The organism is Phycicoccus sp. M110.8, assembly GCF_032464895.1.
Taxonomy (GTDB): Bacteria; Actinomycetota; Actinomycetes; order Actinomycetales; family Dermatophilaceae; genus Pedococcus.
Window position 1 is genome coordinate 2049036 of the sequence record NZ_JAWDIC010000001.1, and the last position, 24565, is coordinate 2073600.

Below are 24565 nucleotides of genomic sequence, written 5' to 3' on the forward strand. Positions count from 1 at the left end.
CTCGACGAAAGGCCTTCCGATGACCCGCCTGAACCGCCGCCAGCTCCTCACCGCCGCGGGTGCGAGCGCCCTCGCCCTCCCCGTCGGCGCCTCGCTCGCCCAGGCAGCTCCGCCGCGCTCGAGCGCGCCGAACTACCCCGCCCGCCCGGTCACCCCCGGCGCGGACCGTGAGGCGGCGAACGGCTGGCGCACCCTCGCCGGCCAGAAGGTCGGGGTCATCACCAACCCGACGGGCATCCTCACCAACCTGCGGACCATCGTCGACGAGATGCACGAGGCTGGCACGGTCGACATCGTCGGCGTCTTCGGACCCGAGCACGGGTTCCGCGGCACGGCCCAGGCGGGCAGCTCGGAGGGCACCTCGACCGACCCGCGCACGGGCCTCACCGTCTACGACGCCTACGGCGCCAACGCCTCGAAGATGGAGCAGCTGTTCCGCACGGCCGGCGTCGAGACCGTCGTCTTCGACATCCAGGACGCCGGCGCGCGGTTCTACACCTACATCTGGACCATGTACACGGCCATGCGCGCCGCCGTCGCGACCGGATCCCGGTTCGTCGTCCTCGACCGGCCCAACCCCACGGGCGGCACCGCGCGCGGCCCGATGATGACGACGGCATACACCTCGGGCGTGGGGGCCAAGGAGATCGTCCAGGCGCACGGCATGACGGTGGGTGAGCTCGCGCGCTTCTTCGACGCGGAGTTCCTCCCCGCGGACGCCGGCGGCCGGCTCGCGCAGCTCGACGTGGTCGAGGTCAGCGGCTGGCGCCGCGACATGCCGTATGCCGCGACCGGCCTGCCGTGGGTGATGCCCAGCCCCAACATGCCGACGCCCGACACCGCGCTGGTCTACCCGGGCACGGGGATGTTCGAGGGCACCAACATGTCCGAGGGCCGTGGCACGACGCGGCCGTTCGAGCTCATCGGCGCCCCCTACGTCGACTACAGGTGGGCCGAGCGGCTGGAGGCACGCGGCATACCGGGCGTCGCGTTCCGCGAGGCGTACTTCACCCCCACCTTCAGCAAGAACGCGAACAAGGTCTGCGGCGGGGTCCAGGTGCACATCACCGACCCGTCGGCGATGGACCCCGTGCGGGTCGCGGTCGAGATGCTGGTGGCCGCCAAGGCCCTCTACGCCGACTTCGCCTGGCGCTACGACAGCTACGACCCGGCGCGCCCGTACTGGATCGACAAGCTGAGCGGGTCGACGCGCCTGCGCGACCAGGTGACCGCGGGGGCGTCCGCGGACGAGGTGGTCGGCGCCTGGAAGGCCGAGCTCGCCGAGTTCGACCGGCGCCGCCAGCAGTACCTCATCTACCGCGGCCCGAACGCCTGAGCCGGCCGGGGGACCAGGGATGCGCAACCGCCGACCCGTCCGCCGACAGGCGCTGGCGCTCGCCGCAGCCACCGCCGTGCTGGGAGGGCTGCTGACGACCACGCCTGCTGTTGCCGACGACTTCAGCAAGCCCTTTCGTGGGTACATGCCACCCAACACCGTGCTGAGCGACGCCTCGCCGCAGTCCGTGGGACTCGACCCGGCGCCGATCGCCACGGCGGTCCAGGAGATCCGCGGGCACGAGGAGGCGCCGCCCGGCGGCCACCCCATGTATGCCGGGGCCGTGGGCCTCATGGGCCACGACGGGAAGGTCGTCGAGCGCGACGCCAGCGGCTGGGCGCTGCGGTGGAAGACCGACACCGAGGAGCTCCCGCGCGACCAGTGGGTGCCCATGGGCGAGGACACCGTCTTCGACCTGGCATCGGTGTCCAAGCTCTTCACCTCGATCGCCGTCGTCCAGCTCATAGACGAGGGGAAGGTCGACCTCGAGGCGCCCGTCGCGACGTACCTGCCCGAGTTCGCGGCGAACGGCAAGGAGGCCGTGACCGTCAAGCAGCTGCTGACGCACACGTCCGGCTTCACGTCGTGGCTGCCGCTGTACAGCAGGTACCCGGACAAGGCGTCGCGGATCAGGGCGGTCATGGACCAGCCGCTGACCAACCCGCCGGGCAGCACGTACCTCTACAGCGACCTCAACATGATCACCCTCGGCGTCATGGTCGAGCGGCTGCGGGGCGAGTCGCTCGACAAGGTCGTCGCCGAGCGGATCACAGGTCCGCTGGGCATGGCGGACACGGGCTACAACCCGACCGACCGGACGCGCACCGCGGCGACGGAGTACCAGCGCGTCCCGGCCCGCGGCATGGTCTGGGGCGAGGTGCACGACGAGAACGCCTGGTCGCTGGGCGGCGTCGCCGGTCATGCCGGCGTGTTCTCGACGGTCGACGACTTGGCCGTGCTGTCCCAGGCGCTGCTCAACGGAGGCAGCTACCGCGGCCACCGCATCCTGACCCGCAAGGGCGTCGACGCCCTGACGACCAACGTGAACCAGGCCTTCCCGGGTGATGCGCACGGCCTCGGTTTCGAGCTGGACCAGCGCTGGTACATGGACTCGCTGTCCGGGCCGCGCACGGCCGGGCACACCGGGTACACCGGCACCTCGATCGTCATCGACTTCGCGTCGCACTCCTTCGCGATCCTGCTGACCAACCGCGTGCACCCGTCCCGCAGCTGGGGCAGCAACAACGTCGCCCGCCGCGAGTGGGCGGGCGGCCTCGGCCAGGCCATGGCCGTCCGGCCGAAGCACGGTGACACGGCGTGGTTCTCGGGGGCGAAGGACGCCACGACGACGACCCTCGCGACGCCCGCGCTCGACGTCCCCACGTCCGGTGCGCGGCTGTCGTTCGACCTTTTCCTCGACACCGAGGAGACCGACCGGCTGGTGCTGGAGAAGTCGGTCGACGGCGGGCAGACGTGGACGCGGCAGCCCTTCACCGTCCGCGACCGCGGCGACACGACGTCCAGCGACGGCACGGTGTCGGGAGCCGGGGAGCGCCACTGGGCGCAGGCCCGTGCGGACCTCGCGGCCGGGACGCAGGTGCTGCGGTGGCGGTACACGACCGACGGCTCGTACCTGGGCCGGGGCGCGTACGTCGACGACGTCCTCGTGCAGGCCGACGGCGGCGCGCTCCTCGACGGGGAGAAGACCCCGGGCGCCTTCGTCGCCGACGGGTGGACCCTGCAGTCACGGTGAGGCAGCCCGGCGCGCTCCGGGACGGACGTCCCGGTGGGCCGCGCCCGCACGTCGTAGCGTGGGGCCATGGCCGCGACCGAGACCTCCCGAGACCAGGCGGCCGGCGCGCCCGGTGCCTCCCTGCTGGTGCGGCTGCGCGGCATACGGCCCTCGCTGTCCCCGGCGGAGGACCGCGTCGCCGAGAAGGTGCTGGCCGACCCCAGGGCCGCGGCGGCGCTGACCATCAGCGAGCTGGCGTCCGCGGCGTCGACCTCCGAGACGACGGTGCTGCGGTTCTGCCGTCGGCTGGGCCTGCCCGGCTACCCCCAGCTGCGGCTGCGGCTGGCGGAGGAGAGTGCCCAGCCTCGGACCAGCACGACGCAGGACACCGACATCAGCGCCAAGGACACGATCGCCGACATCATCGCCAAGGTGGCGTTCGTCGACGCGAGCGCGGTCGAGGAGACCGCGCAGCAGCTCGACCACGAGAGCCTCGCCGAGACCGCCCGGGCCATCGCGGCCGCCAAGCGGGTCGACATCTACGGCGCCGGGGCCAGTGCGATCGTCGGGACCGACCTGCAGCAGAAGCTCCACCGCATCGGCGTCGTCGCCTTCGCCTGGAACGACCCCCACATCGCGCTCACGAGCGCGACGCTGCTGGACCGGGGTGACGTGGCCATCGCGATCTCGCACTCGGGCACCACGTCGGAGACGATCGAGGCGCTCGAGGCGGCCCGGTCACGCGGCGCGACGACCGTGGCGGTGACGAACTTCCCGCTCTCCCGTCTGGCCGAGCGCGCCGACCACGTCCTGACCACCGCGGCACGGGAGACGAGCCTGCGCTCCGGCGCGACGGCCAGCCGCATCGCCGCCCTCACGGTCGTCGACTGCCTCTACATCGCGGTGGCGCAGCGGCACCTGACGCGCGCACGCAAGGCCGTCAAGGAGACCCGCCAGGCCGTCGCCGGCCACCACGTCGGCTCCTGAACCGGCCGCGACCGGAGGCAACCGGACCCAAACGCTCGCGGTACTTTGTCACGTCGTTGAATCTCCGGTTGTGGAAAAGTAACCTGCGACGCATGCCCCGCGACGTGAGCCGAGTGACGGCGCCGACCGAGCAGCGCCACCCCGGCACCGTGGCCATCGACAGCGAGCCGACGCTGCAGGTCCTGCAGCGGATCAACGCGGACGACGCCCTGGTCGCCCCTGCCGTCGAGCGCACCCTGCCCGAGCTGGCGCGGCTCGTCGACCGGGCCGTCGACGCCATCCGGGGCGGCGGCACGGTCCACTACTTCGGGGCCGGCACCTCCGGGCGGCTCGCGGTGCTCGACGCCGCCGAGCTGCTGCCGACGTTCAACGTGCCGGAGGGGCTCGTGGTCGCCCACCACGCCGGCGGCCCCGCGGCCCTGCTGCGCGCGGTCGAGGACGTGGAGGACGACGCCGAGCAGGGCGCTGCGGACGCGCGGGAGGTCCGGGGCGGCGACGTCGTCATCGGCCTGGCGGCGTCGGGCCGCACGCCGTACGTCGCCGGGGCGCTGCGGCGCGCCCGCGAGGTCGGCGCGGTGACGGCGCTCGTGACGGCCAACCCCCGGGCCGAGCTGGCCCCGCTCGCCGACCACCTCATCGCCCCCGACACCGGTCCGGAGGTGCTCACCGGCTCGACCCGGCTCAAGGCCGGGACCGCCCAGAAGATGGTCCTCAACGCGTTCTCGACCGCGGTGATGATCCGGCTCGGGCGGACCTGGTCCAACCTCATGGTCGACCTCGTCGCGACCAACGCCAAGCTGCGCGGGCGCGTCCTGCGCATCCTGCAGGAGGCGACCGACGCCGACGAGGAGGCGGCGCAGGCTGCGCTCGAGGCTGCCGGCGGCGAGCTGAAGCCGGCGCTGCTGTCGATGCTCGCGGGCTGCCCCGCCGACGAGGCCCGCGCGGCCCTGGACGCCCACCAGGGGTCCGTCGCCGCGGCGCTCGCCGACCTGTCGGGCGGTGGCTCGTCCCCCACCGCGGCAACAGGCGGCCGGCCCTCCTGAGCCGGCCCGGGCCGTCTGGCCAGCCGGCCAGTCTCGCCCGAAGACCCGGTCTGATGTAGGCGCTCGAGTTCCCTGGAGGATGGGGGAACCGTCGCTCGCTCGTTCCTCGCGAGCTCCTCCCAAATCCGGTAGGCCTCAGATACACGACGAAGGACCCCGCGATAAAGCGCTGCGGGGTCCTTCGTCGTGTGGCGGAGGATGGGGGATTTGAACCCCCGAGGGTTTTATCCCAACACGATTTCCAATCGTGCGCACTAGGCCACTATGCGAATCCTCCGCGGAGGAGGCTACCCGAGGACCGGCCTCTGCCAGAAATCGCCCTCGAAGCCGCCTCGGCGACCCCGGTCCGGTGCCAGACTGCGTCCATGACCGAGGGGGAGGTCGCGGGGAGCCGGGTCGTCGAGCACGCGCCCGACGCGGTCCCGAGGGCACTGGGGGTGAGCCGTCCCAACGGCCTGCGCGTCCTGGGCCTGGCCGTCCTGGCCCTGTGGGCGACCTGGGCGGTCCTCACGTGGCTGTCGTCACCCCGGTTCGTCACCGACGAGCAGCTCCACGCCGACCTGCAGGCGGGCCGCATCCAGACCTGGCGGCTGGCGACCGACCTGCACCCGGAACGGGACTGGCCGCCGGCCGGCGCCGGATCCTGGAGCTTCGGGACCCTGGCGCAGCGCGAGACCGACGGCCTCCCCGCCGAGTGGGACCGCCGGACGGTCGACGCGGTCGTCTACTGGGTCGACGGCGACGTCGCCCCAGTGCGCTTCGCCGGTGCACTGCCGGGGGGCGATCCGCTCACCCTGATGTCCGAGCTCCGGCAGGCCGGTGCTCCCCAGTCGGCCCCGGCCACCTTCCGCCCACCGGACCAGGACCGCGGTGCCCCGTGGGGCCTGGCTGCCTTCGCCCTCGGCCTGCTCGTCGTCGTCGGCAACACCACCCCCACCCGCGGCACCCGCTGGTTCTGGTTTTGGCTCCAGTGGGCCCCGCTGGGCCTCGGCACGGTGGCGTATGCCGTGGTCGAGCTGGCGCTGCCGGGCCGCCCCTGGCGAGTCCTGGGTGTGACGGGCGACGTGCGGCAACGCCGCCTGCGCGGCTGGGAGGCCTTCCTCGTGCTGGCCCTCCTCACCGTCGTGGTGGTGCTCGCCACGTCCGGCCTCCGGCACGCCGCCGGGCCGCTGGTCGTGCCGGGTCGCTGAGAGGGGATTCGTCGTCGCGCTGGCCCGCCCTCTACACTGACGACCGGCACCCCGCGTGGTGGTACCTCCCCGAACTCCCCCAGGGCAGGAATGCAGCAAGGGTAGGAGAGCTCTTCCAGGTACGCGGGGTGTCCCTGTGTCCGCGTCCGGGTGGGCGCACCGTCCGGTGCTCCCCGGCACGCGCGTTGCGGAGCCCGCGGTCCCTCCCCCCCCGCCCGCACCTCCCGGCCCGCACGGCGCAGCTCGTCAGACGCGGTGGGCCTCGTCGAGCAGGCGGACGCGGCGACGGCCGAAGAGCACCGCGGCATACGCACCCAGGAAGAGCAGCGGCACGGCGTTGCCGGCGCCCGCCCGGGTGAGCACGGCGGTGGCTCCCACGCCCGTGACGAGGGCGAGCAGCAGCGGGCGCGAGTACCAGAAGGCCACGGCGAACACCGCGGACCCCGGCGAGAACAGGGTGACTGGCGGCAGCCCGCGGAACGCCGCCAGCAGCTGGCACCCGGCCAGCAGCGGCACCATCGCCAGCGGCCACCAGGCGGCCGTGGCACCCGCGTCGGAGGTGGCCGTGACGGCGCCGCCCGCGGCGAGGGCGACCACCGCGTACAGGGCCGACGGGGTGACGAGGTGCGCGAGCGCCTCGACCCGGGCCGGCAGTCCGAGCAGCGCGGGCGTGCCCGCGTTGTCGCCCTGGAGGCGCAGCCCCTCGCACCAGGCGCCGTACCCGAGGTAGCAGCCGAGCACCCCCGCGAAGGCGACGATGCTCGGCACCCCGGGAGCGGTCGCGTGCGCGAGGGCCCACGAGCCTGCCCCCGCGAGCACCAGCCCGGTCAACGCGACGCCGGGCGACCGGCGCAGGCCGAGCAGGTCGCGTGCGGCCATGACGGCCACGGGTCCACGCCCTTTCAGGCGGGTCCGGCGCAGGCGGGTGCCGGGTGCCGCGACGTCCAGTCGCGCGGCGCGCAGGTCGCCGGCCAGCACGGCGCCGCCCATCGTCACCGCCCGGGCGGACTGGGTCCGCAGCGCGACGTGGTGCAGGACTCGCAGCGACGTGCGCTCGCGCAGCACGGTCGACGGGCCGCGCGGTCCCGTCGGCCACGACCGCACCTGCCCCCACAGCCACGCCCCGGCCACGGCGAGCCCCACGAGGAGCCCGGCCACGCTGGTCGGGAGGAGGACCATCGGCGACGCGACCGCGGCCACGAGCATGCCCGTGCCCGTGACAGCCCCCGCGAGGAGCCCGCCGAAGAGACAACCGAGCAGGCTGAGCCGCCACCAGCGGCGCAGCACCAGCGCCCGGTCGAGCGGGCTGGTCGCGACGTGGTCGAGGTAGGGCAGGTCGGGCACCACCGGTCCGCGCAGCGAGCCGAGCCGGTGGGCCAGCAGCACGAGCGCCACCACGGCACCGCCGACGACCAGGACGCCCTGGACCCCGGTGAGGTGGCGCGACAGCCACGCAGGGTCGACGAAGAGGAAGAAGGCGCGCGCGGCCGGGACGCCGTAGGTGAGCGAGGCGATGACGGCGACGTACGCGGCATACACGACGTTGCCGCTGCCCTCGGCGGGGCGCTCGCCGCGGACCACGCCCCGCGCCTGCTCCAGCCGCTCGGCGTCGGTGCCCACGCGGTCCTCCGGCACGGCGCCGGTCACCGGCTCACCCACCGGAGACGTCGACGACACGGTCGGCGAGGGCCTCGGTCATGACGGGGTCGTGGCAGGCCACGACGAGGGCCGCGCCGGCGGCCTTGCGCTCGAGCAGGATCGTGGTGAGAAGCCCGCGCTTGTGGGTGTCGAGGCGCTGCTCGGGCTCGTCGAGCAGCAGCACGGACGCCGGCCGGAAGAGCACGAGCGCGAGGTGGAACAGCTGCTGCTGCCCCGACGACAGCTCGCGCGGGAACCGCTCGGACAGGTGGTCGATCTCCAGGGTGGTCAGCAGCTCGTCCGCGCGCTCGTCGGCGGTGTCGATCCGGCCGCCCCAGGTGGAGTCCACGAGGACGAGGTGGTCGACGACCGTGAGGTCGCGGTATGCCGTGGGGGAGCCGAGCAGCGCTCCCACCCGCGCACGGGTGCCCGGGTCGCGCTCGTCGACCGGGGCGCCGTCGAGCAGGGCCGCGCCGGTCGAGGGCTCCAGCGAACCGGCCAGCACCCGCAGCAGCGTCGTCTTGCCGCTGCCGTTGGCGCCGCGCAGCACGACGCACTCGCCCGAGCGCACCGAGAGGCTGGTGGGGGCCAGCAGCACCGCGCCGTCGATGTCCTTGCCGACCTCGGTGGCCTCGAGCTGGACCGGGCCGGCAGGGCTCGACGGTGCCTCGCTCGCCACCCGGCTGCGTCGTCCGAACATGGGCCTCCCTCGTCGCGGCACAGTGTGTCACCGGTGCCTGCGGCCGGGTGCCGTGGGCGCCTGCGTCGGGGGTCACCCGTGCCGGCGACCGGGTGCCCGTGGGCGGAGGAGAGCGCCTGTGCCGTGTCAGGTCGGCCGACTAGGGTTCCGGGGGTGAGCACCGCCCTGTACCGCCGCTACCGGCCCGAGACCTTCGCCGACGTCATCGGGCAGGAGCACGTCACCGAGCCGCTCATGCAGGCGCTGCGCACGGGCCGCGTCAACCATGCCTACCTGTTCTCCGGCCCCCGCGGCTGCGGCAAGACCACCAGTGCCCGCATCCTCGCCCGCTGCCTCAACTGCGAGCAGGGGCCGACCCCCACCCCGTGCGGCACCTGCGACTCGTGCGTGGCCCTCGCCCGCGGCGGCTCCGGCAGCGTCGACGTCATCGAGATCGACGCCGCCAGCCACGGTGGTGTCGACGACGCGCGTGACCTGCGCGAGCGGGCGTCGTACGGCCCGGCCCAGAGCCGGTTCAAGATCTACATCATCGACGAGGCGCACATGGTGACGCCGCAGGGCTTCAACGCCCTGCTCAAGATCGTCGAGGAGCCGCCGGAGCACGTGAAGTTCGTCTTCGCGACGACCGAGCCGGAGAAGGTCATCGGCACGATCCGCTCCCGCACCCACCACTACCCGTTCCGGCTCGTGCCGCCCGGCCAGCTCACCGACTACATGGCGCGGATGTGCGAGCAGGAGGGCGTCGCCGTCGCGCCCGGGGTGCTGTCGTTCGTCACCCGCGCGGGTGGCGGGTCGGTCCGTGACTCGCTGTCGGTGCTCGACCAGCTCATCGCCGGGTCGGGCGAGGAGGGGCTCACCTACGAGGGTGCCGCGTCGCTCCTCGGGTTCACCGACAACGAGCTGCTCGACGCGATCGTCGACGCCTTTGCCGCCGGTGACGCCGCGGGCGTGTTCCACCAGGTCGACCGGGTCATCGAGACCGGGCTCGACCCGCGCCGTTTCGTCGAGGACCTGCTCGAGCGGCTGCGCGACCTCATCGTCGTCGCCGCCGTGCCCGACGGTGCGTCGTCGGTGCTGCGCGGCCTGCCCGAGGACCAGCTCGAGCGGATGCGCCAGCAGGCGGCCGCCTTCGGCGGCGGTGCCCTGTCGCGCGCCGCCGACATCGTCAACGCCGGCCTCACCGAGATGACCGGCGCCACCGCGCCGCGCCTCCAGCTCGAGCTCATCTGCGCGCGCGTCCTCCTCCCCGCCGCCTCCGGCGAGAGCGGGTATGCCGCGCGCCTCGACCGGCTCGAGCGCCGCCTCGACGTCGAGGGCGTCCCCTCCGTCACGCGGTCGCCGGGCACGCCCATCGCCACCGTGCCGATGCCGGCGTCCGCCCCCGCGTCTCGTCCGGCCGCGCCGGAGTCTCCCTCGGCCGCGCCGGCGCCCGCCGCGTCTGCCGCCCCGGCGGCACCCGCGCCCGCGGCATCCGCGCCGGCAGCGGCTCCGTCGTCCCCGGCTGCTGCGGCGCCGGCATCGGACCCGGCCCAGGCAGCCCCGCCGGCGCCCTCACCTGCTGGCCACGCACCGGCGGCCGAGGCAGCTCCCACGCGGGCCCCGGGCGACGAACGCGGGCGGCCCGGCCCGGGCCAGGGCGGCCACGCGGCGACGGCCGAGCGCGCCGCCGGTGGCTCCGTGCCCGAGGCCCAGCGGTCCCAGCAGGCTCCTGCCGCGTCCCCGGGACGTTCCGCGTCGACGCCGCCTGCCGCCCCGGAGCCGGCTCCCGGTCCGTCCCCGGCACACGGTGGGATCGACACGGCCGCGATCCGGCGGGCCTGGCCCGACATCCTCGGGTGGATCTTCAAGCACAAGCGCACGACGTGGACCCTGCTGTCCGAGCACGCGACGGTCCACGACTACGACGGCTCCAAGGTGGTCCTCGCGATCTCCACCGTGGGCATCGCGCACACCTTCCGCAGCGGTCCGCACGCCGACCTCGTCCGGCAGGCGCTCATCGACGTCCTCGGCGTCGATGCCCGGGTCGAGGGCATCCCCGTGCCCGACGCGGCGGCGTCCGCCCCCAGTGGTGCCTCGCACCCGATCGTGACGCCGGGGCAGCCCGACGACGACGCAGACCCCGCCGGCGCCCCGGGCCCGACCCGGCAGCAGGGCACGGGCCAGTCGGCTGCTCCCGGGCCCGCCAGCCGTCCGTCCGGCGGCGACGCGGGCTCGGCATACGAGCGCTCCGCCGACATGGGCCTTCCCGCGGCCCCGCCCCCGGAGAGCGGTGGCGGTGGCTGGGCCAGCGCAGCCTCGGCGCCCGACAGCGGTCCGTCGTGGGCGGCGCCCGAGCCGGGCACCGGCCCGTCGAGCGCGAGCCAGGCGTCGAGCTCCGCCCAGGCGGCGGCTCCGGCGCCGTCGGGCGGCCAGGCCGGCCAGTCCCTCCTCGCCCGGGCCCAGGCGGCGGTTGCTGCCGAGCAGCCCGTCGACGCCCCACGGCGTGTGGCCGACGACAGCGTCGTCAGCGCCGACGACGAGGACATCGAGGAGCTCGGCGACGTGGGTCGCCCGGTGATCGAGCGCATCCTCGGCGGACGGGTCATCGACGAAGGTCGCTGATCCCATGGGCGCGCGGCTCGACGAGGCGCTCGTGCGGGCCAGCCCCAGCGAGCGCGCCGCGCCCCTGCCGGGCGACGAGCTCGTGCCCGATGCCGTGGTCGTGATGGACCGCGCGTTCACGCTGCCCGCTCCACCCGCGGACGTGTGGCCGTGGTTCGTGCAGCTCGGCCGGCGGCGCGGCGGCTGGTACCTGCCCGGCTGGCTCGAGCGTGTCGTGCCGCCGAGGGGCAGGGCCCTGCGTCACCTCGAGCCGGGACTGCTCGGGCTCGCGGTCGGCGACGTCATCCCCGACTGGGGCGGCCGCGACGCCACGTTCACCGTGGCGCAGCTCGAGCCCGGCAGCCACCTCGTGCACTCGTCGCGTCGCGGCGCCATCCGGCTGTCCTGGTGCATCGCGCTGCGACCGGCCGGTGGGGTGCCCGAGGGCGGGACGCGGGTCCACCTCAGGCTCCGGCTCGGCGGCGTCCGGCGGCCGTGGGTCGGCGAGGTGGGCGGTGGGGCCCTCGACCTGCTCACCGTGGCCGGCCTGGCGGCGGGCCTGCGGGAGCGGCTCGTGGGCGGCAGCCGTTCGCCAGTGACCGGAGGCGGTTCCCCAGTGACCGGCGGCGGTTCCGCAGGCACCGGAGGCGGGTCGACCGGGACGGGCGGCGGGTCGACCGGGGGCGACGTCGGCGGGAGGGCTTAGGCTCGACGTGTGTACGAAGGCGTGGTCCAGGACCTCATCGACGAGCTCGGGCGGCTGCCCGGCGTGGGGCCCAAGAGCGCCCAGCGGATCGCGTTCCACCTGCTGCAGGCCGACGCGGTCGACGTCAAGCGGCTGGTCGACGCCCTGACGGAGGTCAAGGAGAAGGTGCGCTTCTGCGCCACCTGCGGGAACGTCGCCGAGGGCGAGCAGTGCCGCATCTGCGCCGACTCCCGGCGTGACGGCACCTCGATCTGCGTCGTGGAGGAGCCCAAGGACGTGGTGGCGATCGAGCGCACCCGCGAGTTCCGCGGCCGCTACCACGTGCTCGGCGGGGCGATCAGCCCCATCGAGGGCGTCGGCCCCGACGACCTGCGCATCCGCGAGCTCATGACCCGCCTCGCCTCCGGCGAGGTCACCGAGATCATCATCGCGACCGACCCCAACCTCGAGGGCGAGGCCACCGCCAGCTACCTGGCGCGGCTGATGCGGCCCATGGGGCTCAAGGTCACCCGCCTCGCCTCGGGCCTGCCCGTGGGTGGCGACCTGGAGTATGCCGACGAGGTCACCCTCGGCCGGGCGTTCGAGGGCAGGAGGCTGCTCGATGTCTGACGACCTGCAGGTGCTCGCCGACGACTGCGCCGCCGAGGCCCGCACCTTCCTCACGACGATGACCGAGGTCGCCTCCGGCAGCGAGCCGGCCGCCGCCCTGCCCATGACCCTGCTCGCGGTGTCGCAGGTCCTGCTCATGGGCTCGCGGCTCGGCGCCGTGCAGGACGTCGTCCCGGTGGAGCGCTTCGAGTCCGACCCGGGCCCGGACGTCGACGTCGACCCCCTGCGGACGGCGCTGGGCAACCTGTTCGAGGGCATCGACGACTACGCCCACGTGGTCGACCCGCTGCTCGACGTCGACATAGCGCGCAGCTCGGTCTCCGACGACGTCGCCGAGATCGCCCTGGCCCTCTCCCACGGCCTGCGGCACTACGACGCGGGGCGACCGGTCGAGGCGCTGTGGTGGTGGCAGTTCAGCTACCTGTCGACCTGGGGTGACTCGGGTGCCCGCGCGCTGCGGGCGGTCCTGTGCCTGCTCGGGCACGTCCGGCTCGACGCCGACGACGACGCGGCCGCCGAGGCCGAGTTCGACGCGCTGCACCCCTGACCCGGCGGGCGGGTCGGCGCCTCGGGAGGTCAGGCGATCCGCGTCCCGTTGGGCAGCCGGCGCACCGGTGTGCGCAGACGGCGGGCGGCCACGGTCGTCGCCCCGGCCCCGAGCACGAGCAGGAAGCCCAGGCCGTACGGCCACACCGGCCCGGTCTCGAACGCCTTGTCGAACGGGTCCTGGTAGGCCTGAGCCGTCGCGTCCCCGGTCGCGAACCGGCACTCGTCGACCACGGCGTCGGGACCCTTGCGGGCCGTCCGCGCTCCGCCCGCGATCCAGCGCATGGGCGTGAACCCGCCGACGTACGCGTCGTCCGCACCGGCGTGGTTCGGCGCCCGGGACGGCGCCGCGTCCGCGACGACGACGAACGGGTTGAGCGGGAGCATCCACCAGATGCGCTCGGTGTGCGACACCGACTGGGTGCGGGTGTAGGTCACGCAGTCGGCGGCAGTGGGCTGGCCCGCCTGCTCGAGCTGCTTGAGCTGCTCGGGGGTCAGGTTGGGGTCCGACGGGTCGATCGCCGGGGGCTGGTGCGCCTCGTACCAGTTCGCGGGGATGCCGTGGACCCGCTGTGGCTCCTTGTCCGTCACCAGGAAGACCGACAGGCCGAAACCGATGGCCGTCCCGAAGACCAGTGCCCCCATGGCGAGGTACGTGAGGACCGCGGACGCGACCGGCCGCGCGGTCAACGTCGAGAACATGAGCCCCACGGCGCAGACCACCGCCAGGACGAGCACCAGGACCAGCAGCGAGAGGAGGATCCCGACGGCCGCCACCCCGCCGACGGCCCACGCCCACACGAGGAAGGGCAGCGACGCGGCGAGGAAGGCCATCGCCACGAGCCAGGCGGCGAGCAGCTTGCCCACCACGAGGTCCCAGTGGGTGAGTAGGGTGGTCTGCAGCGTGGCCAGCACCCCGTGCTCGCGGTCGCCGTTGACCGAGGTCGCGGTGAGCGAGGGGACGATCAGCATCGCCAGGCCCAGGACGAAGAACACGACGACGTCGTACATCGCCCGCCCCGACCGCAGGTCGGGGTCGCGCGTGGCGTAGTACGCCAGGAACGCCACGAGGGCGATGACGACGAACCAGATGCCGAGGACGACCGGCCACCGGGACGTCCGGGCGCGCTGGCGCAGCTCGAGGGCCGCGACCGTGCGGATGCCGTGCCAGCTCATCGTCGGTCCTCCGTCGCGGCGAGGTAGGCGGTCTCGAGCGCCCCCTGGCTGGGGGTGAACGCGGTGACCCGGACGCCGTCGCGCACGAGGTCGGCCAGCAGCCGGGCGGCGTTCTCCTCGCCCAGGACGTGCACCTCCGTGAGGCCGCCCCCGACCCGGGTGGCGGGCACGTGGTGGTCGGCGAGCCAGGCCCCGAGCCGCTCGGGGTCCAGCGAGGAGATGCGGTATGCCGCGGGCGTGGTCGCGGCGACGTGGCCGCCGACCTCCTGCGTCTCCAGGCTGCGGCCGCGGGCGACGATGACCGCCCGGTCCGCCACCTCCTGCAGCTCGGTGAGGATGTGGCTGGAGACGAGGACGGTGCGGCCCTGAGCCGCGAGCCCGCGCAGGACGTCGCGCAGCTCGATCCGGCTGCGGGGGTCCAGGCCGGACGCGGGCTCGTCGAGCAGCAGCACCGAGGGGTCGTTGACGAGCGCCCGGGCCAGGCCCAGCCGCTGCTTCTGCCCCCGGGACAGCACCCGCGCCCGCCGGTCCGCGAGGTCGGACAGGTGCACGGTGGCCAGCAGCTCCTCGGTGCGGGCGCGCGCCACGTCGGGCGCGATCCGGTAGGCCGCGGCCACGGTGTGCAGGACCTCGCGCACCGTGAGCGCGTCCCAGGTGCCGAAGCCGTCGGGCATCCATCCGATCCGCGCGCGCACCTGCGCCGGCTCGGTCACCGGGTCGAGCCCGTCGACCCGGATCGTCCCCCGGTCCGGCACGAGCAGCGTCGCCAGCATCAGCAGCAGCGTCGTCTTGCCCGAGCCGTTGGGCCCGATGAGTGCTGTGACCTCCCCCGGACGTGCGGTGAGGCTGATGCTGTCGACCGCGAGGACGTCGCCGAACGCGCGACGCACCCCCTCCACCTCGAGAGTCATGCGCGAAGGCTAGTGGCGGCGTGCGCTCCAGCCCTGCGCTTTCCTACTCATCCCCGGCTCCCGGCGGCCGGCCCACGCCGGCTCACACCGGCCGGGGCGCCGCTCCCGGCGACCCGCGCGGCGGCGCAGGCCGTCCGGCATACGGCACCCGCGTCTCGCCTGCCGAGCCACCGTTAGACTGTCCGCGCCGCAGCCACCGCACCACACTGGGGAGTCCCACCGTGCCCATCGTCGTCCAGAAGTACGGCGGCTCCTCGCTTGCCGACGCCGCGAGCATCAAGCGGGTCGCCCGCCGGATCGCCGAGGCGAAGAAGGCCGGCAACGACGTGTGCGTCGCCGTCTCGGCGATGGGTGACAGCACCGACGAGCTGCTCGACCTCGCCAACGAGGTCAGCCCGCAGCCGCCGCCCCGTGAGATGGACATGCTGCTCACCGCGGGCGAGCGGATCTCGATGGCGCTCGTGGCGATGGCGATCCACGACCTCGGCTACTCGGTGCGCTCGTTCACCGGCAGCCAGGCAGGCGTCATCACCGACTCCACCCACGGCAAGGCCCGCATCATCGACGTCACCCCGGGCCGCGTGACCGACGCGCTGGAGAAGGGCCACATCGTCATCGTCGCGGGGTTCCAGGGCGTCAGCCAGGACACCAAGGAGATCACCACGCTGGGTCGTGGCGGCACCGACACCACCGCGGTGGCGCTCGCCGCCGCGCTCGGCGCCGACGTCTGCGAGATCTACACCGACGTCGACGGCGTCTTCACCGCCGACCCTCGGATCGTGCCCAGCGCGCGCAAGATCGACACCATCTCCGCCGAGGAGATGCTCGAGCTCGCGGCCTCCGGCTCCAAGGTCCTGCACCTGCGCAGCGTGGAGTACGCCCGCCGCTTCGACATCCCGATCCACGTCCGCAGCTCCTTCTCAGCGAAGGAGGGCACCATCGTCACCGACCACCCAGCCCAAGGAGACACCGTGGAAGCCCCGATCATCGCCGGTGTCGCCCACGACCGCAGCGAGGCCAAGATCACCGTCGTCGGCGTCCCGGACCACCCGGGCAAGGCCGCCGAGATCTTCCAGACCTGCGCCGACGCCCAGATGAACATCGACATGATCGTGCAGAACGTCTCGGCCACCGACACCGGTCTCACGGACATCTCGTTCACCTGCCCCAAGACCGACGGCCGCACCGGCGTCGAGGCGCTCAAGCGCGTCCAGGAGTCGGTCGGGTTCGCCTCGATCCAGTACGACGACCAGATCGGCAAGCTCTCGCTCGTCGGGGCGGGCATGCGCTCGCACCCCGGCGTCTCGGCGACCTTCTTCAAGGCGCTCGCCGACACCGGCGTCAACATCGAGATGATCTCCACCTCCGAGATCCGCATCTCGGTCGTCACCCGCGCCGACGTGCTCGACGACGCCGTGCGCGCCGTGCACACCGCGTTCGGCCTGGACTCCAGCGAAGGCGAGGCAGTGGTCTACGGGGGCACCGGCCGGTGACCTCCCCCGCCTCCCGGTCCCCCCGGCCGACGCTCGCCCTCGTGGGCGCCACCGGTGCGGTCGGGCAGGTGACCCGGCAGGTGCTCGCCATGCGGGCCGACATCTGGGGCGAGCTGCGGGCCGCGGCGGCGGTCGAGGACGCCGGTGCCGTCATCGACGTCATCGGCCGCGACGTCGTCGTGCAGGAGCTGACGCCCGAGTTCTTCGACGGCGTCGACATCGCGCTGGTCGACCTGCCGGCACCCGTCGCGGCTCAGTGGGCACCGGTCGCGGCCGAGCGCGGCGCCGTGGTCATCGACAACAGCTCGGCCCTGCGCGGCGACCCCGACATCCCGCTCGTCGTGCCCGAGGTCAACCCGGCGCAGGTGCGCCACCGGCCCAAGGGCATCATCGCCAACCCCGGGGCGACCACCCTGACCATGGTCGGGGCGCTCAGCGCCCTGCACTCGGAGTGGGAGCTCACCGAGCTGGTCGTGGCCTCCTACCAGGCGGCGTCCGGCGCGGGCCGGGTCGGCATGGCCCGGCTCTACGACGAGCTCGAGGTCGTAGCCGGCCACCGCGAGCTGGGCCACCAGCCGGGTGACGTCCGCCGCCTCATCGAGCACGAGCTCGGGTCCGACTCGCCCTTCCCGGCGCCGCTGGCCCTCAACGTCGTCCCGTGGATCGGGCGCGCGGCTGAGGACGGCTGGACGACCGAGGAGCTCAAGATCCGCAACGAGACCCGCAAGGTCCTCGGGCTGCCCGACCTGCGGGTCGCCGCCACCTGCGTCCGGGTGCCGGTCGTCACGACGCACTCGGTGGCCGTGCACGCGACGTTCGCGCGCCGGGTCGACGTCGACCGGGCGCGTCAGGCGCTCGTCGAGGCGCCGGCGGTCGTGGTGCTCGACGACCCGGAGGCGATGGAGTTCCCCACCCCGTCCGACACCGTGGGGTCGGACCCGCGGTTCGCGGGTCGGCTGCGACAGGCACGGGACTTCCCGCACACCCTCGACTTCTTCATCTGCGGCGACAACCTGCGCAAGGGTGCCGCCCTCAACATGGTGCAGGTCGCCGAGCTGGTCGCGAAGGACCTGGCCCTGGTGGGCTGAGCCGTCAGCGGCGCACGGACGCCGTGACCCCGGCGTCGCCCGTGCCCACGGTGAGGGTGCCCTCGGCCGGGAGGTCGACGGCCGCGCAGCCGTCCAGCACGTCGACCTGGCCGGCCGAGTAGAGCAGGCACAGGACCCGGCGACCGGTGGTGCGCAGCGCAAACCGGCCCGTGTCGTCGACGGTGACCAGCGTCCCCCCGGCCTGGCTGACGGCCTCGTGCAGCACCCGCCCGGAGACGTAGCCCAGCTGGTCGTCCGGCGGGGTGTCCAGGCCCGACCGGGAGAGGTAGTCGCGCAGCTGGTCGTCGGTGAGGACCGCCACCCACCCGCCCGGGACGGCCGCACCGGTGCGGCCCTTCGCGACGCTGACGACCCGACCCTGCAGGCCGTCGGGACCACCGCAGGCGGCAACGGCCGCGGCAGCCGTGAACGCCAGGACGGCCGCGAGGCCGGCGCGGGCTGGGGTCACGGGTCGTGGACGGGACCGGGCGGGCATGGGCCGACAGCATGGCAGCCGTGGTGACCGGGTCGCGGAAGGCGGGCCCTTCGTCACGGGTCGGTGACGAAAAGAAGGCCTAGCGTGTCGCTTGACACGGTACTGATGTGACAGGTGTGACGATTGTGACTCGAGACGGAGAGACTGGCGGAAGCCCCGCCGCAGCAGAGCCAGGGGGAGACATGACGGACGAGGACCGCACCGCCTCAGACGACGACCGCACCGCGACGGAGGTCTGGCGCAAGCACCGGCTGCGCCAGATCCTGCTGTTCGTGACCGTGCCCGGCGTGCTCCTGGGCACCGCGAGCATCACCGCGGCATACTCCGCCGGCCTCATGACGCCCCCGAAGCCCAAGCCCGCCTGCACCCCCCAGGTCGTGCCGGCGCCCGCCCGCGGGTCGTTCACCGTCAACGTCATGAACGCGACCGGGCGCTCCGGCGTCGCCGCCGAGGTGGCAGCCGGCTACGGCAAGCGCCAGTTCAAGGTCGGCGGGATCAGCAACGCCCCCGACTCCTGGTACGTCACCCAGCCCGCCGTCGTGCACTACGGGCCGGCAGGCCTGGACCAGGCACTGCTCGCTGCCCAGCAGATCCCCGGCGCCAAGCTCTTCGAGGACGTCCGCGCCGGCACGTCGGTCGACGTCGTCGTCGGGCTCGGGTTCAAGGGCCTGGTCCCGCTGCCCCCGCGGCTCAAGCCGATCCCCTCCGAGGTCGCGGTCAACGTCTACAACACGACCTACAAGACCGGTCTGGCCAAGGTCGTCGCGACCGAGCTCAAGGGCCGCGGCTTCAAGGTCAAGGACGTCTCGAACGACCCGCTGCGCACGATGCAGCTCGGCACCGCCGTCATCCGCTACGGCGAGCTCGGCGACCTCAACGCGGCGCTGCTCGCCGAGCACGTGCCCGGCGCCGAGCTCGTCAAGGACACCCGGCCGGACGCGTCCGTCGACCTCGTCATCGGCAACAAGTACACCGCGCTCGTCCCGGCCGCCGAGGTCCCCCCGCTGCCGCCGCGACCCAGGACCGTGACCCCGACGGTGGCCCGCCCCTGCAGCGACGGCTGAGTCCGCCCCCGCCGGACCCGGCTTGGCCGGGCGGGGGTGCCCGGGGCACAGTGGTGTCCCGATGCAGTCCCGACGCCGGTATGCCGTAGCCCCCGCCTGCCTCGCCGTGGCCCTCGTGGCCGGGTGCGGCGGGTCTCCCGACCGCTCCGCCGCCGCTGCGACGCCGTCGGTGGCTGCCACGTCCTCGGCGGCGACGAGCACCTCCTCGACCACCCCGCCGAGGACGTCCACCACCCGGGCGGCCACCACGACGACGCGGACGTCGACCCCGCCACGCCCGTCCACGACCAGCCGGGCGCCGGCTGCCTCCGCGGGGGCCCTGCTGCCCGTGCCGCGGGCCGGCGCCGAGCCGTCCGTCCGGTTCCCGCGCAACGAGCCGGCGGTCGGCGCCGGCGCGAACGCGACCGTCGGCCCGGTCCCTGACTCCGTGTGGGCCCGGATGGTGGGGTACTCGTGGACGCCCGGGTGCCCCGTCGGGCGCTCGCAGCTGCGCTACGTGCGGGTCAACTTCTGGGGTTTCGACGGCAAGCGGTCACGTGGCGCCGTGGTCGTCAACGCGAGCATCGCGGACGCCGCGGCGGCCGGCTTCACCCGGCTCTACGACCTGCGGTTCCGGATCCGGCAGATGCGGCCCATGGACTCGAGCTGGGGCCGGAACCCCAAGGGGCCGGGGGCCGACGACTACGCGGCCATGCGGGCCGACAACACCTCCGCCTTCAACTGCCGCTACGTCGGCGGCGAGGAGGCGTCCAAGGTGTACAGCAAGCACGCCTACGGCACGGCGATCGACGTCAACGACTTCGAGAACCCCTATGTCGACAGCGACGGCACGGTCTACCCCGGGCCGTACTGGCTGCACCGCCGCGACCCCGCGCCGGGAGTCTTCTCCTCCAGTGGCAGCGCCGCCGTGCGCGCGTTCACGAGCCAGGGCCTGCGCTGGGGCGGCCTGTGGTCCCAGCCCGACTACCAGCACTTCGACCGGTGAGCCGCCGTCCCCGGCCGTCCCGGCCCGCCCAGTCCCGGTTCGCGCTCGTCGCCGTCGGCGCCGCCGCGGCCCTGGTGGTGCTCACCGGCTGCGGTGGCGGCGGCCCCTCGGTCTCTCCGACAGCGGCACCCAGCAGCGCCGCCTCGACGACGACACCCCCGACCACGACCTCCACCACGACGGCGCCGACGACGACCACCACCCGGCCACCGGCCCCGAAGCCGACCCGGAGCACCCCCATGAAGCGCCCGACGCCGACGGCCACCCCCTCGCGCAGGGCCTCCGCGACGACGTCGTCCCGCCCGCGCTGCAGCGTGCCCTCCGGCGTCACCGCCACCCAGGTCGTGCTGGTCAAGGGGTCCGGCTCGTCGGCGACCGTACGCGCCTGCCGCCGGGTCTCGGGCACCTACCGGCTCGAGCTGGGTCCGTACTACGGCCACGTGGGGCTGAACGGCGTCACCTGGTCGAAGCGGGAGGGAGACCTGCGGACGCCGGCCGGCACCTTCCCGCTGCGTGGCGGCTTCGGCGTCTACGGCAACCCGGGCCTCGCGCAGGGCTGGTTCCGCGTCGACGCGAACGACGTGTGGGTCGACGACCCGGCCTCGAGCCTCTACAACACCCACCAGCGCAAACCCGCGAACGGGCGCTGGTCCTCCGCCGAGCCGCTCCTGCAGGTGCCGGCGTACGACTACGCGCAGGTGGTGGGCTACAACGAGTCCCGCACCCCGGGCAGGGGGTCGGCGATCTTCTTCCACGTCGACAAGGGCCGCGGCACCGCCGGCTGCATCTCGCTGCCGACGGCGTCCCTGCTGGCGGTGTTCCGCTGGGAACGCCCCGGCGCCGTCATGTCGATCAGCTGACCGCCGCCGCCCCCGCCGGTCGCGACGCACCCCGGACGGTGGCGACGCGCGCCGGGCGGTCGCGACGCACCCCGGACGGCTCTGGTCGTCGGGACGGCGAGTTGGCAGAGTGAGGGCATGACCGACGTGCGCACTGTCGCCATGCTCACCGCGGGCGGCCTCGCCCCCTGCCTGTCGTCCGCCGTGGGCGGCCTCATCGAGCGCTACACCGAGGTGGCGCCGGACGTGCGGATCATCGCCTACCGCAACGGGTATGCCGGCCTGCTCACCGGCGACTCGGTCGAGGTCACCGACGAGGTGCGCAGGGCCGCCCACCGGCTGCACGCGTTCGGCGGCAGCCCGATCGGCAACAGCCGGGTCAAGCTCACCAACGTGCAGGACTGCGTCCGGCGCGGTCTCGTCCAGGAGGGGCAGGACCCGCTCCAGGTCGCGGCCGAGCAGCTCACGGCCGACGGCGTCGACGTCCTGCACACCATCGGCGGCGACGACACCAACGGCACCGCGGCCGACCTCGCGGCATACCTGCGCGAGCACGGGCACACCCTCACCGTGGTGGGCCTGCCGAAGACGATCGACAACGACGTCGTCCCGATCCGGCAGTCCCTCGGCGCGTGGACCGCAGCCGAGCAGGGCGCGCTCTTCGCGCGCAACATCGTCGCCGAGCACTCCTCGAGCCCCCGGATGCTCGTCGTGCACGAGGTCATGGGCCGCAACTGCGGCTGGCTCACCGCGGCCACCGCGCTGGAGCACCACCGCTGGGTGCAGGGCGCGGAGTTCGCCGGCTGGCTGGAGAACTCGCCCGAGCGCTGGGACGTCCACGGGGTCTACGTGCCGGAGCGGCCGTTCGACATCGCCGAGGAGGCCAGCCGGCTGCGCGGGCTCATGGACTCCGCCGACGGCGTCAACCTGTTCGTCTCCGAGGGCGCGGGTGTCGCCGAGATCGTCGCGTCGATGGAGCAGGCGGGGGAGGACGTCCCGCGGGACCCGTTCGGGCACGTGCGGCTCGACGACATCAACCCGGGGCAGTGGTTCGCCAAGCAGTTCGCCGAGCAGCTCGGCGCCGACAAGGTCCTCGTGCAGAAGAGCGGCTACTTCGCCCGCTCGGCCGCCCCCAACGCCGCCGACCTCGAGCTCATCCGCCGGTGCACGACGTATGCCGTGGACGCGGCCCTGCGGGGCGAGTCCGGCGTCGTGGGGCAGGACGAGGAGCGGGGCGACGAGTTGCGCGCGATCGAGTTCGAGCGGATCAAGGGCGGCAAGGCCTTCGACCCCTCGGTCGACTGGTTCGCCGGCCTGCTGCGGGACATCGGCCAGGCCTAGCCGCCGCGCCGCCGGCCCTCGGCACCGCTGGGGCGTCGGTGCGTTGGCGCGCCCGCGGGCCGGGCGCATTCCGGCGCTAGGCGCGGCCCGCCAGTGCCGCCAGGACCTCCGAGGTCGTGGTCGTCTCGCCGAGCCGGGGGAAGATCGAGGCGACGGAGTGGTCGTGCGACTCCTGGCTGCGGTCGGTCATCGCGTCGGTGACGAGCACGACGTTGAAGCCGAGCTCGTGGGCGAACCGTGCCGTCGACTCGACGCCGACGCTCGTGGAGATCCCGGTCAGCACGACCTGGGTGACGCCGCGCTCGCGCAGGTACTGCTCCAGCGAGGTCCCGGTGAAGGCGCCGAACGTCTGCTTGGTGACCAGGTGGTCCTCCGGCTGCACGCCCAGCTCGTCCACGAGCTCGGCCCAGTCCGCGGCCGGCTCGGGACGGGCGCCACCGGTCTGCTGCTGGTCCGTGCGCCCCGGGGCGCCGCCGGTGACGTTGACGAGGACCACCGGCTGCCCGGCGGCCCGGAACGCCTCCGCGAGGGCCGCGCTGCGCTGGACGACCGTGTCGGCGTCGTGGGCGGTGGGCAGCGAGACGATGCCCTTCTGCAGGTCGACGACGACCAGGGCGGTGTGCGGGTCGAGGGTCGTGAGCGGCATGGCCGGTGCTCCTTGTCGGTCGGTCGGAGTTCGGTGGGGGTGGTCAGGTCCCGGTCCGGGCGAGCGAGCGGTCCGCGAGGGTCACGACCAGCATGGCAACGGCCACGCCGGAGGCGAAGAGGGCGATGTCGTGCAGTCCGGCGGTGTCGGCGGAGGCGCCGAGGAACAGGCCGCTCGCGGACGAGGCCACGATGGCGCCGAAGTACATGAAGGTGCGCAGCAGCCCGGCGGACGAGGCGATCCGGTCGGCCTGGGCCTGGTGGTAGACCGCGTTCTGGTTCGCCAGGCTGAGCAGGCCCTGCGGGACGCCGAGCAGGAGCACGATCCCGACGAGGACCACGACGCTGCTGTGCGCACCCAGGCGCAGCATGAGGACCGTGGCGAGGACCTGCACCGCCCCGCCCGCGAGCAGCTTGCCGCGGATCTCGGGGTGCCGCCCGGTGGTGGTCGACACGACGATGGCGGTGGCGAACATGGGGAGCAGGACCAGGCCCGCGACGGAGGGCTGCAGTCCACGGCCGTCCTCGAGCCACTGGGTGAAGCCGTAGAGGACCACGTAGCTGACGGTCGCCGACAGCATCATCCGCACGTAGGTCAGTGCCAGGGGCAGGTTGCCGCGCAGGACCCGGAGGTCGACGAAGGGGGCGGCGCTGCGCAGCTCGACGACGACGAAGCCCGCGCCCAGCACTGCGGCCGCCGCGAGTAGCCACGGCGTCGCCGTCCGCAGCTGCATGAGCCACAGCAGCAGGGTGACGAGCGCCCCGGCGAACAGGGCGATCCCGGGCAGGTCGAGGGTGCCCGCGAGGGACCGGGACCGTGCCGAGGCCGGACTCGTGGTGCGCGGGAGGCGTAGCCAGCCCAGGACCAGGCAGGCCAGCGAGAGGGGGATGTTGACGGCGAACGTCGAGCGCCATCCCCACACCCCGATGAGGGCGCCGCCCAGGGGTGGCCCGATGACGGCGACGGTCTGGTTCGCCACGGCGAGGGTGGTGAGGATGCCGGCCGGTGACGACTGCCCGGTGCGGTCGGCCTCGCGGCGGATCAGGTCCATCGAGCTGGGGTACCCGGCGCAGGTGCCGAGGCCGAGCACGACGCGGGCGACCACGAGCCAGCCGAGGCTCGGCGCGAGGAGGCCGAGCACCCCGGCGAGGCCGACCAGTGCCGTGCCGGTGAGGTAGACGGCTCGCGGCCCGACGAGGTCGACGAGCCGTCCGACGACCGGCTGCCCCACGGCCGTGGCGAGGTACAGCGCCGAGATGAGCCAGACGGTCTGCGCCGGGGCCGCACCGAGGTCGCGGCCGATGGGCACGAGCGACACGGCGATGATCGAGCTGTTGACCGGGTTGAGCACCGACCCCAGGACCATCGGCGCGACGAGCCGCCGGTCGAAGCGGTCCGCAGCGGGCGCCGGGCGCGTCGCCGCGGTCGCAGGAGAGTCCTTAGGATTACTAAGCATTAC

At 73.9% G+C, this 24565-nt stretch carries 22 protein-coding genes, 1 tRNA gene and 1 other RNA gene; 16 read left to right on the top strand and 8 right to left on the bottom strand.

The window, feature by feature from the left end; translation table 11 throughout:
• The first annotated feature begins 19 nt into the window (after window positions 1-19).
• From RKE38_RS09755 to murQ, 4 genes are all read left to right on the top strand, one after another.
• A complete protein-coding gene (locus RKE38_RS09755) occupies window positions 20-1336 on the top strand; it encodes a DUF1343 domain-containing protein (protein WP_316007230.1) in 1317 nt (438 codons plus the stop codon).
• A 19-nt stretch (window positions 1337-1355) separates the two neighbouring features.
• On the top strand, window positions 1356-3089 hold the full coding sequence (locus RKE38_RS09760; protein WP_316007231.1) for a serine hydrolase: 1734 nt from the start codon (window positions 1356-1358) through the stop codon (window positions 3087-3089).
• A gap of 66 nt (window positions 3090-3155) precedes the next feature.
• Complete coding sequence (locus tag RKE38_RS09765) at window positions 3156-4055, top strand: MurR/RpiR family transcriptional regulator (protein WP_316007232.1); 900 nt, start codon at window positions 3156-3158, stop codon at window positions 4053-4055.
• A gap of 92 nt (window positions 4056-4147) precedes the next feature.
• Window positions 4148-5098 (top strand): N-acetylmuramic acid 6-phosphate etherase, encoded by a 951-nt coding sequence (murQ, locus tag RKE38_RS09770; protein WP_316007233.1) that lies wholly within the window; start codon window positions 4148-4150, stop codon window positions 5096-5098.
• 189 nt (window positions 5099-5287) lie between these two features.
• Here the strand turns inward: murQ and RKE38_RS09775 are convergent.
• Window positions 5288-5375, bottom strand: a tRNA-Ser gene (locus tag RKE38_RS09775).
• An 88-nt stretch (window positions 5376-5463) separates the two neighbouring features.
• On the opposite strand from RKE38_RS09775, the gene RKE38_RS09780 reads away from it, so the two are divergent.
• Both RKE38_RS09780 and ffs read left to right on the top strand, forming a co-directional pair.
• Window positions 5464-6288, top strand: coding sequence for a hypothetical protein (locus tag RKE38_RS09780; protein WP_316007234.1), 825 nt, complete (start codon window positions 5464-5466; stop codon window positions 6286-6288).
• Between the two features lie 42 nt (window positions 6289-6330).
• Window positions 6331-6429: signal recognition particle sRNA small type (gene ffs, locus RKE38_RS09785), an RNA gene on the top strand.
• A 105-nt stretch (window positions 6430-6534) separates the two neighbouring features.
• On the opposite strand, the gene RKE38_RS09790 is transcribed toward ffs, so the two are convergent.
• Together RKE38_RS09790 and RKE38_RS09795 are read right to left on the bottom strand one after the other, a co-directional pair.
• A complete protein-coding gene (locus RKE38_RS09790) occupies window positions 6535-7935 on the bottom strand; it encodes a hypothetical protein (RefSeq protein WP_316007235.1) in 1401 nt (466 codons plus the stop codon).
• A gap of 4 nt (window positions 7936-7939) precedes the next feature.
• Window positions 7940-8626, bottom strand: a complete 687-nt coding sequence (locus RKE38_RS09795) for an ABC transporter ATP-binding protein (protein ID WP_316007236.1) — start codon at window positions 8624-8626, stop codon at window positions 7940-7942.
• 153 nt (window positions 8627-8779) lie between these two features.
• Between RKE38_RS09795 and RKE38_RS09800 the strand changes: the two genes are divergently transcribed.
• The 4 genes from RKE38_RS09800 to RKE38_RS09815 are packed head-to-tail and all read left to right on the top strand — an operon-like array spanning window position 8780 to window position 13068.
• Window positions 8780-11227 carry a DNA polymerase III subunit gamma and tau gene (locus RKE38_RS09800; RefSeq protein WP_316007237.1) on the top strand — a complete coding sequence of 816 codons (2448 nt, stop codon included), beginning with the start codon at window positions 8780-8782 and terminating at the stop codon, window positions 11225-11227.
• Between the two features lie 4 nt (window positions 11228-11231).
• Window positions 11232-11912, top strand: a complete 681-nt coding sequence (locus RKE38_RS09805) for a hypothetical protein (protein ID WP_316007238.1) — start codon at window positions 11232-11234, stop codon at window positions 11910-11912.
• 9 nt (window positions 11913-11921) lie between these two features.
• Window positions 11922-12521 (top strand): recombination mediator RecR, encoded by a 600-nt coding sequence (gene recR / locus RKE38_RS09810; RefSeq protein WP_316007239.1) that lies wholly within the window; start codon window positions 11922-11924, stop codon window positions 12519-12521.
• Window positions 12514-13068 (top strand): DUF5063 domain-containing protein, encoded by a 555-nt coding sequence (locus tag RKE38_RS09815; RefSeq protein WP_316007240.1) that lies wholly within the window; start codon window positions 12514-12516, stop codon window positions 13066-13068. Before recR ends, RKE38_RS09815 begins: the two co-directional genes overlap by 8 nt.
• 29 nt (window positions 13069-13097) lie before the next feature.
• Here RKE38_RS09815 and RKE38_RS09820 read toward each other — a convergent pair whose 3' ends face one another.
• Both RKE38_RS09820 and RKE38_RS09825 read right to left on the bottom strand, forming a co-directional pair.
• Entirely contained in the window at window positions 13098-14243 is a 1146-nt protein-coding gene (locus RKE38_RS09820) for an ABC transporter permease (protein ID WP_316007241.1), read from the bottom strand.
• A complete protein-coding gene (locus RKE38_RS09825) occupies window positions 14240-15154 on the bottom strand; it encodes an ABC transporter ATP-binding protein (RefSeq protein ID WP_316007242.1) in 915 nt (304 codons plus the stop codon). The genes RKE38_RS09820 and RKE38_RS09825 overlap by 4 nt, the downstream gene beginning before the upstream one ends.
• Before the next feature lie 221 nt (window positions 15155-15375).
• Here RKE38_RS09825 and RKE38_RS09830 point away from each other — a divergent pair, with 221 nt between their 5' ends.
• A complete protein-coding gene (locus RKE38_RS09830; RefSeq protein WP_310152863.1) occupies window positions 15376-16647 on the top strand; it encodes an aspartate kinase in 1272 nt (423 codons plus the stop codon).
• A 41-nt stretch (window positions 16648-16688) separates the two neighbouring features.
• Window positions 16689-17735 carry an aspartate-semialdehyde dehydrogenase gene (locus RKE38_RS09835; RefSeq protein ID WP_316007243.1) on the top strand — a complete coding sequence of 349 codons (1047 nt, stop codon included), beginning with the start codon at window positions 16689-16691 and terminating at the stop codon, window positions 17733-17735.
• Window positions 17736-17739: 4 nt separating this feature from the next.
• Here RKE38_RS09835 and RKE38_RS09840 read toward each other — a convergent pair whose 3' ends face one another.
• Window positions 17740-18204, bottom strand: a complete 465-nt coding sequence (locus RKE38_RS09840; protein WP_316007244.1) for a hypothetical protein — start codon at window positions 18202-18204, stop codon at window positions 17740-17742.
• A 209-nt stretch (window positions 18205-18413) separates the two neighbouring features.
• Between RKE38_RS09840 and RKE38_RS09845 the strand changes: the two genes are divergently transcribed.
• The 4 genes from RKE38_RS09845 (at window position 18414) to RKE38_RS09860 (ending at window position 22460) form a co-directional block, all read left to right on the top strand.
• A complete protein-coding gene (locus RKE38_RS09845; RefSeq protein WP_316007245.1) occupies window positions 18414-19295 on the top strand; it encodes a LytR C-terminal domain-containing protein in 882 nt (293 codons plus the stop codon).
• Between the two features lie 61 nt (window positions 19296-19356).
• On the top strand, window positions 19357-20280 hold the full coding sequence (locus tag RKE38_RS09850; RefSeq protein ID WP_316007246.1) for a M15 family metallopeptidase: 924 nt from the start codon (window positions 19357-19359) through the stop codon (window positions 20278-20280).
• Window positions 20277-21140: a L,D-transpeptidase gene (locus RKE38_RS09855; RefSeq protein ID WP_316007247.1), complete on the top strand. Its 864-nt coding sequence runs from the start codon at window positions 20277-20279 to the stop codon at window positions 21138-21140. The genes RKE38_RS09850 and RKE38_RS09855 overlap by 4 nt, the downstream gene beginning before the upstream one ends.
• 117 nt (window positions 21141-21257) lie before the next feature.
• A complete protein-coding gene (locus RKE38_RS09860) occupies window positions 21258-22460 on the top strand; it encodes a pyrophosphate--fructose-6-phosphate 1-phosphotransferase (RefSeq protein ID WP_316007248.1) in 1203 nt (400 codons plus the stop codon).
• 76 nt (window positions 22461-22536) lie between these two features.
• Here the strand turns inward: RKE38_RS09860 and RKE38_RS09865 are convergent, their stop codons facing one another.
• Together RKE38_RS09865 and RKE38_RS09870 are read right to left on the bottom strand one after the other, a co-directional pair.
• Window positions 22537-23106 (bottom strand): isochorismatase family protein, encoded by a 570-nt coding sequence (locus tag RKE38_RS09865; RefSeq protein WP_316007249.1) that lies wholly within the window; start codon window positions 23104-23106, stop codon window positions 22537-22539.
• A 43-nt stretch (window positions 23107-23149) separates the two neighbouring features.
• Window positions 23150-24562, bottom strand: a complete 1413-nt coding sequence (locus RKE38_RS09870; protein ID WP_316007250.1) for an MFS transporter — start codon at window positions 24560-24562, stop codon at window positions 23150-23152.
• Window positions 24563-24565: the final 3 nt, after the last annotated feature.

What these genes read in the sequence shown, in the direction of transcription:
- RKE38_RS09805 (WP_316007238.1), top strand. Translation starts at nt 11,232, where the DNA reads ATGGGCGCGCGGCTCGACGAGGCGCTCGTGCGGGCCAGCCCCAGCGAG.
- RKE38_RS09860 (WP_316007248.1), top strand. Translation starts at nt 21,258, where the DNA reads ATGACCGACGTGCGCACTGTCGCCATGCTCACCGCGGGCGGCCTCGCC.
- RKE38_RS09870 (WP_316007250.1), bottom strand. Translation starts at nt 24,562, where the DNA reads ATGCTTAGTAATCCTAAGGACTCTCCTGCGACCGCGGCGACGCGCCCG.
- RKE38_RS09765 (WP_316007232.1), top strand. Translation starts at nt 3,156, where the DNA reads ATGGCCGCGACCGAGACCTCCCGAGACCAGGCGGCCGGCGCGCCCGGT.
- murQ (WP_316007233.1), top strand. Translation starts at nt 4,148, where the DNA reads ATGCCCCGCGACGTGAGCCGAGTGACGGCGCCGACCGAGCAGCGCCAC.
- RKE38_RS09755 (WP_316007230.1), top strand. Translation starts at nt 20, where the DNA reads ATGACCCGCCTGAACCGCCGCCAGCTCCTCACCGCCGCGGGTGCGAGC.
- RKE38_RS09780 (WP_316007234.1), top strand. Translation starts at nt 5,464, where the DNA reads ATGACCGAGGGGGAGGTCGCGGGGAGCCGGGTCGTCGAGCACGCGCCC.
- RKE38_RS09795 (WP_316007236.1), bottom strand. Translation starts at nt 8,626, where the DNA reads ATGTTCGGACGACGCAGCCGGGTGGCGAGCGAGGCACCGTCGAGCCCT.
- RKE38_RS09820 (WP_316007241.1), bottom strand. Translation starts at nt 14,243, where the DNA reads ATGAGCTGGCACGGCATCCGCACGGTCGCGGCCCTCGAGCTGCGCCAG.
- RKE38_RS09850 (WP_316007246.1), top strand. Translation starts at nt 19,357, where the DNA reads ATGCAGTCCCGACGCCGGTATGCCGTAGCCCCCGCCTGCCTCGCCGTG.
- RKE38_RS09865 (WP_316007249.1), bottom strand. Translation starts at nt 23,106, where the DNA reads ATGCCGCTCACGACCCTCGACCCGCACACCGCCCTGGTCGTCGTCGAC.
- RKE38_RS09825 (WP_316007242.1), bottom strand. Translation starts at nt 15,154, where the DNA reads ATGACTCTCGAGGTGGAGGGGGTGCGTCGCGCGTTCGGCGACGTCCTC.
- RKE38_RS09815 (WP_316007240.1), top strand. Translation starts at nt 12,514, where the DNA reads ATGTCTGACGACCTGCAGGTGCTCGCCGACGACTGCGCCGCCGAGGCC.
- RKE38_RS09760 (WP_316007231.1), top strand. Translation starts at nt 1,356, where the DNA reads ATGCGCAACCGCCGACCCGTCCGCCGACAGGCGCTGGCGCTCGCCGCA.
- RKE38_RS09845 (WP_316007245.1), top strand. Translation starts at nt 18,414, where the DNA reads ATGACGGACGAGGACCGCACCGCCTCAGACGACGACCGCACCGCGACG.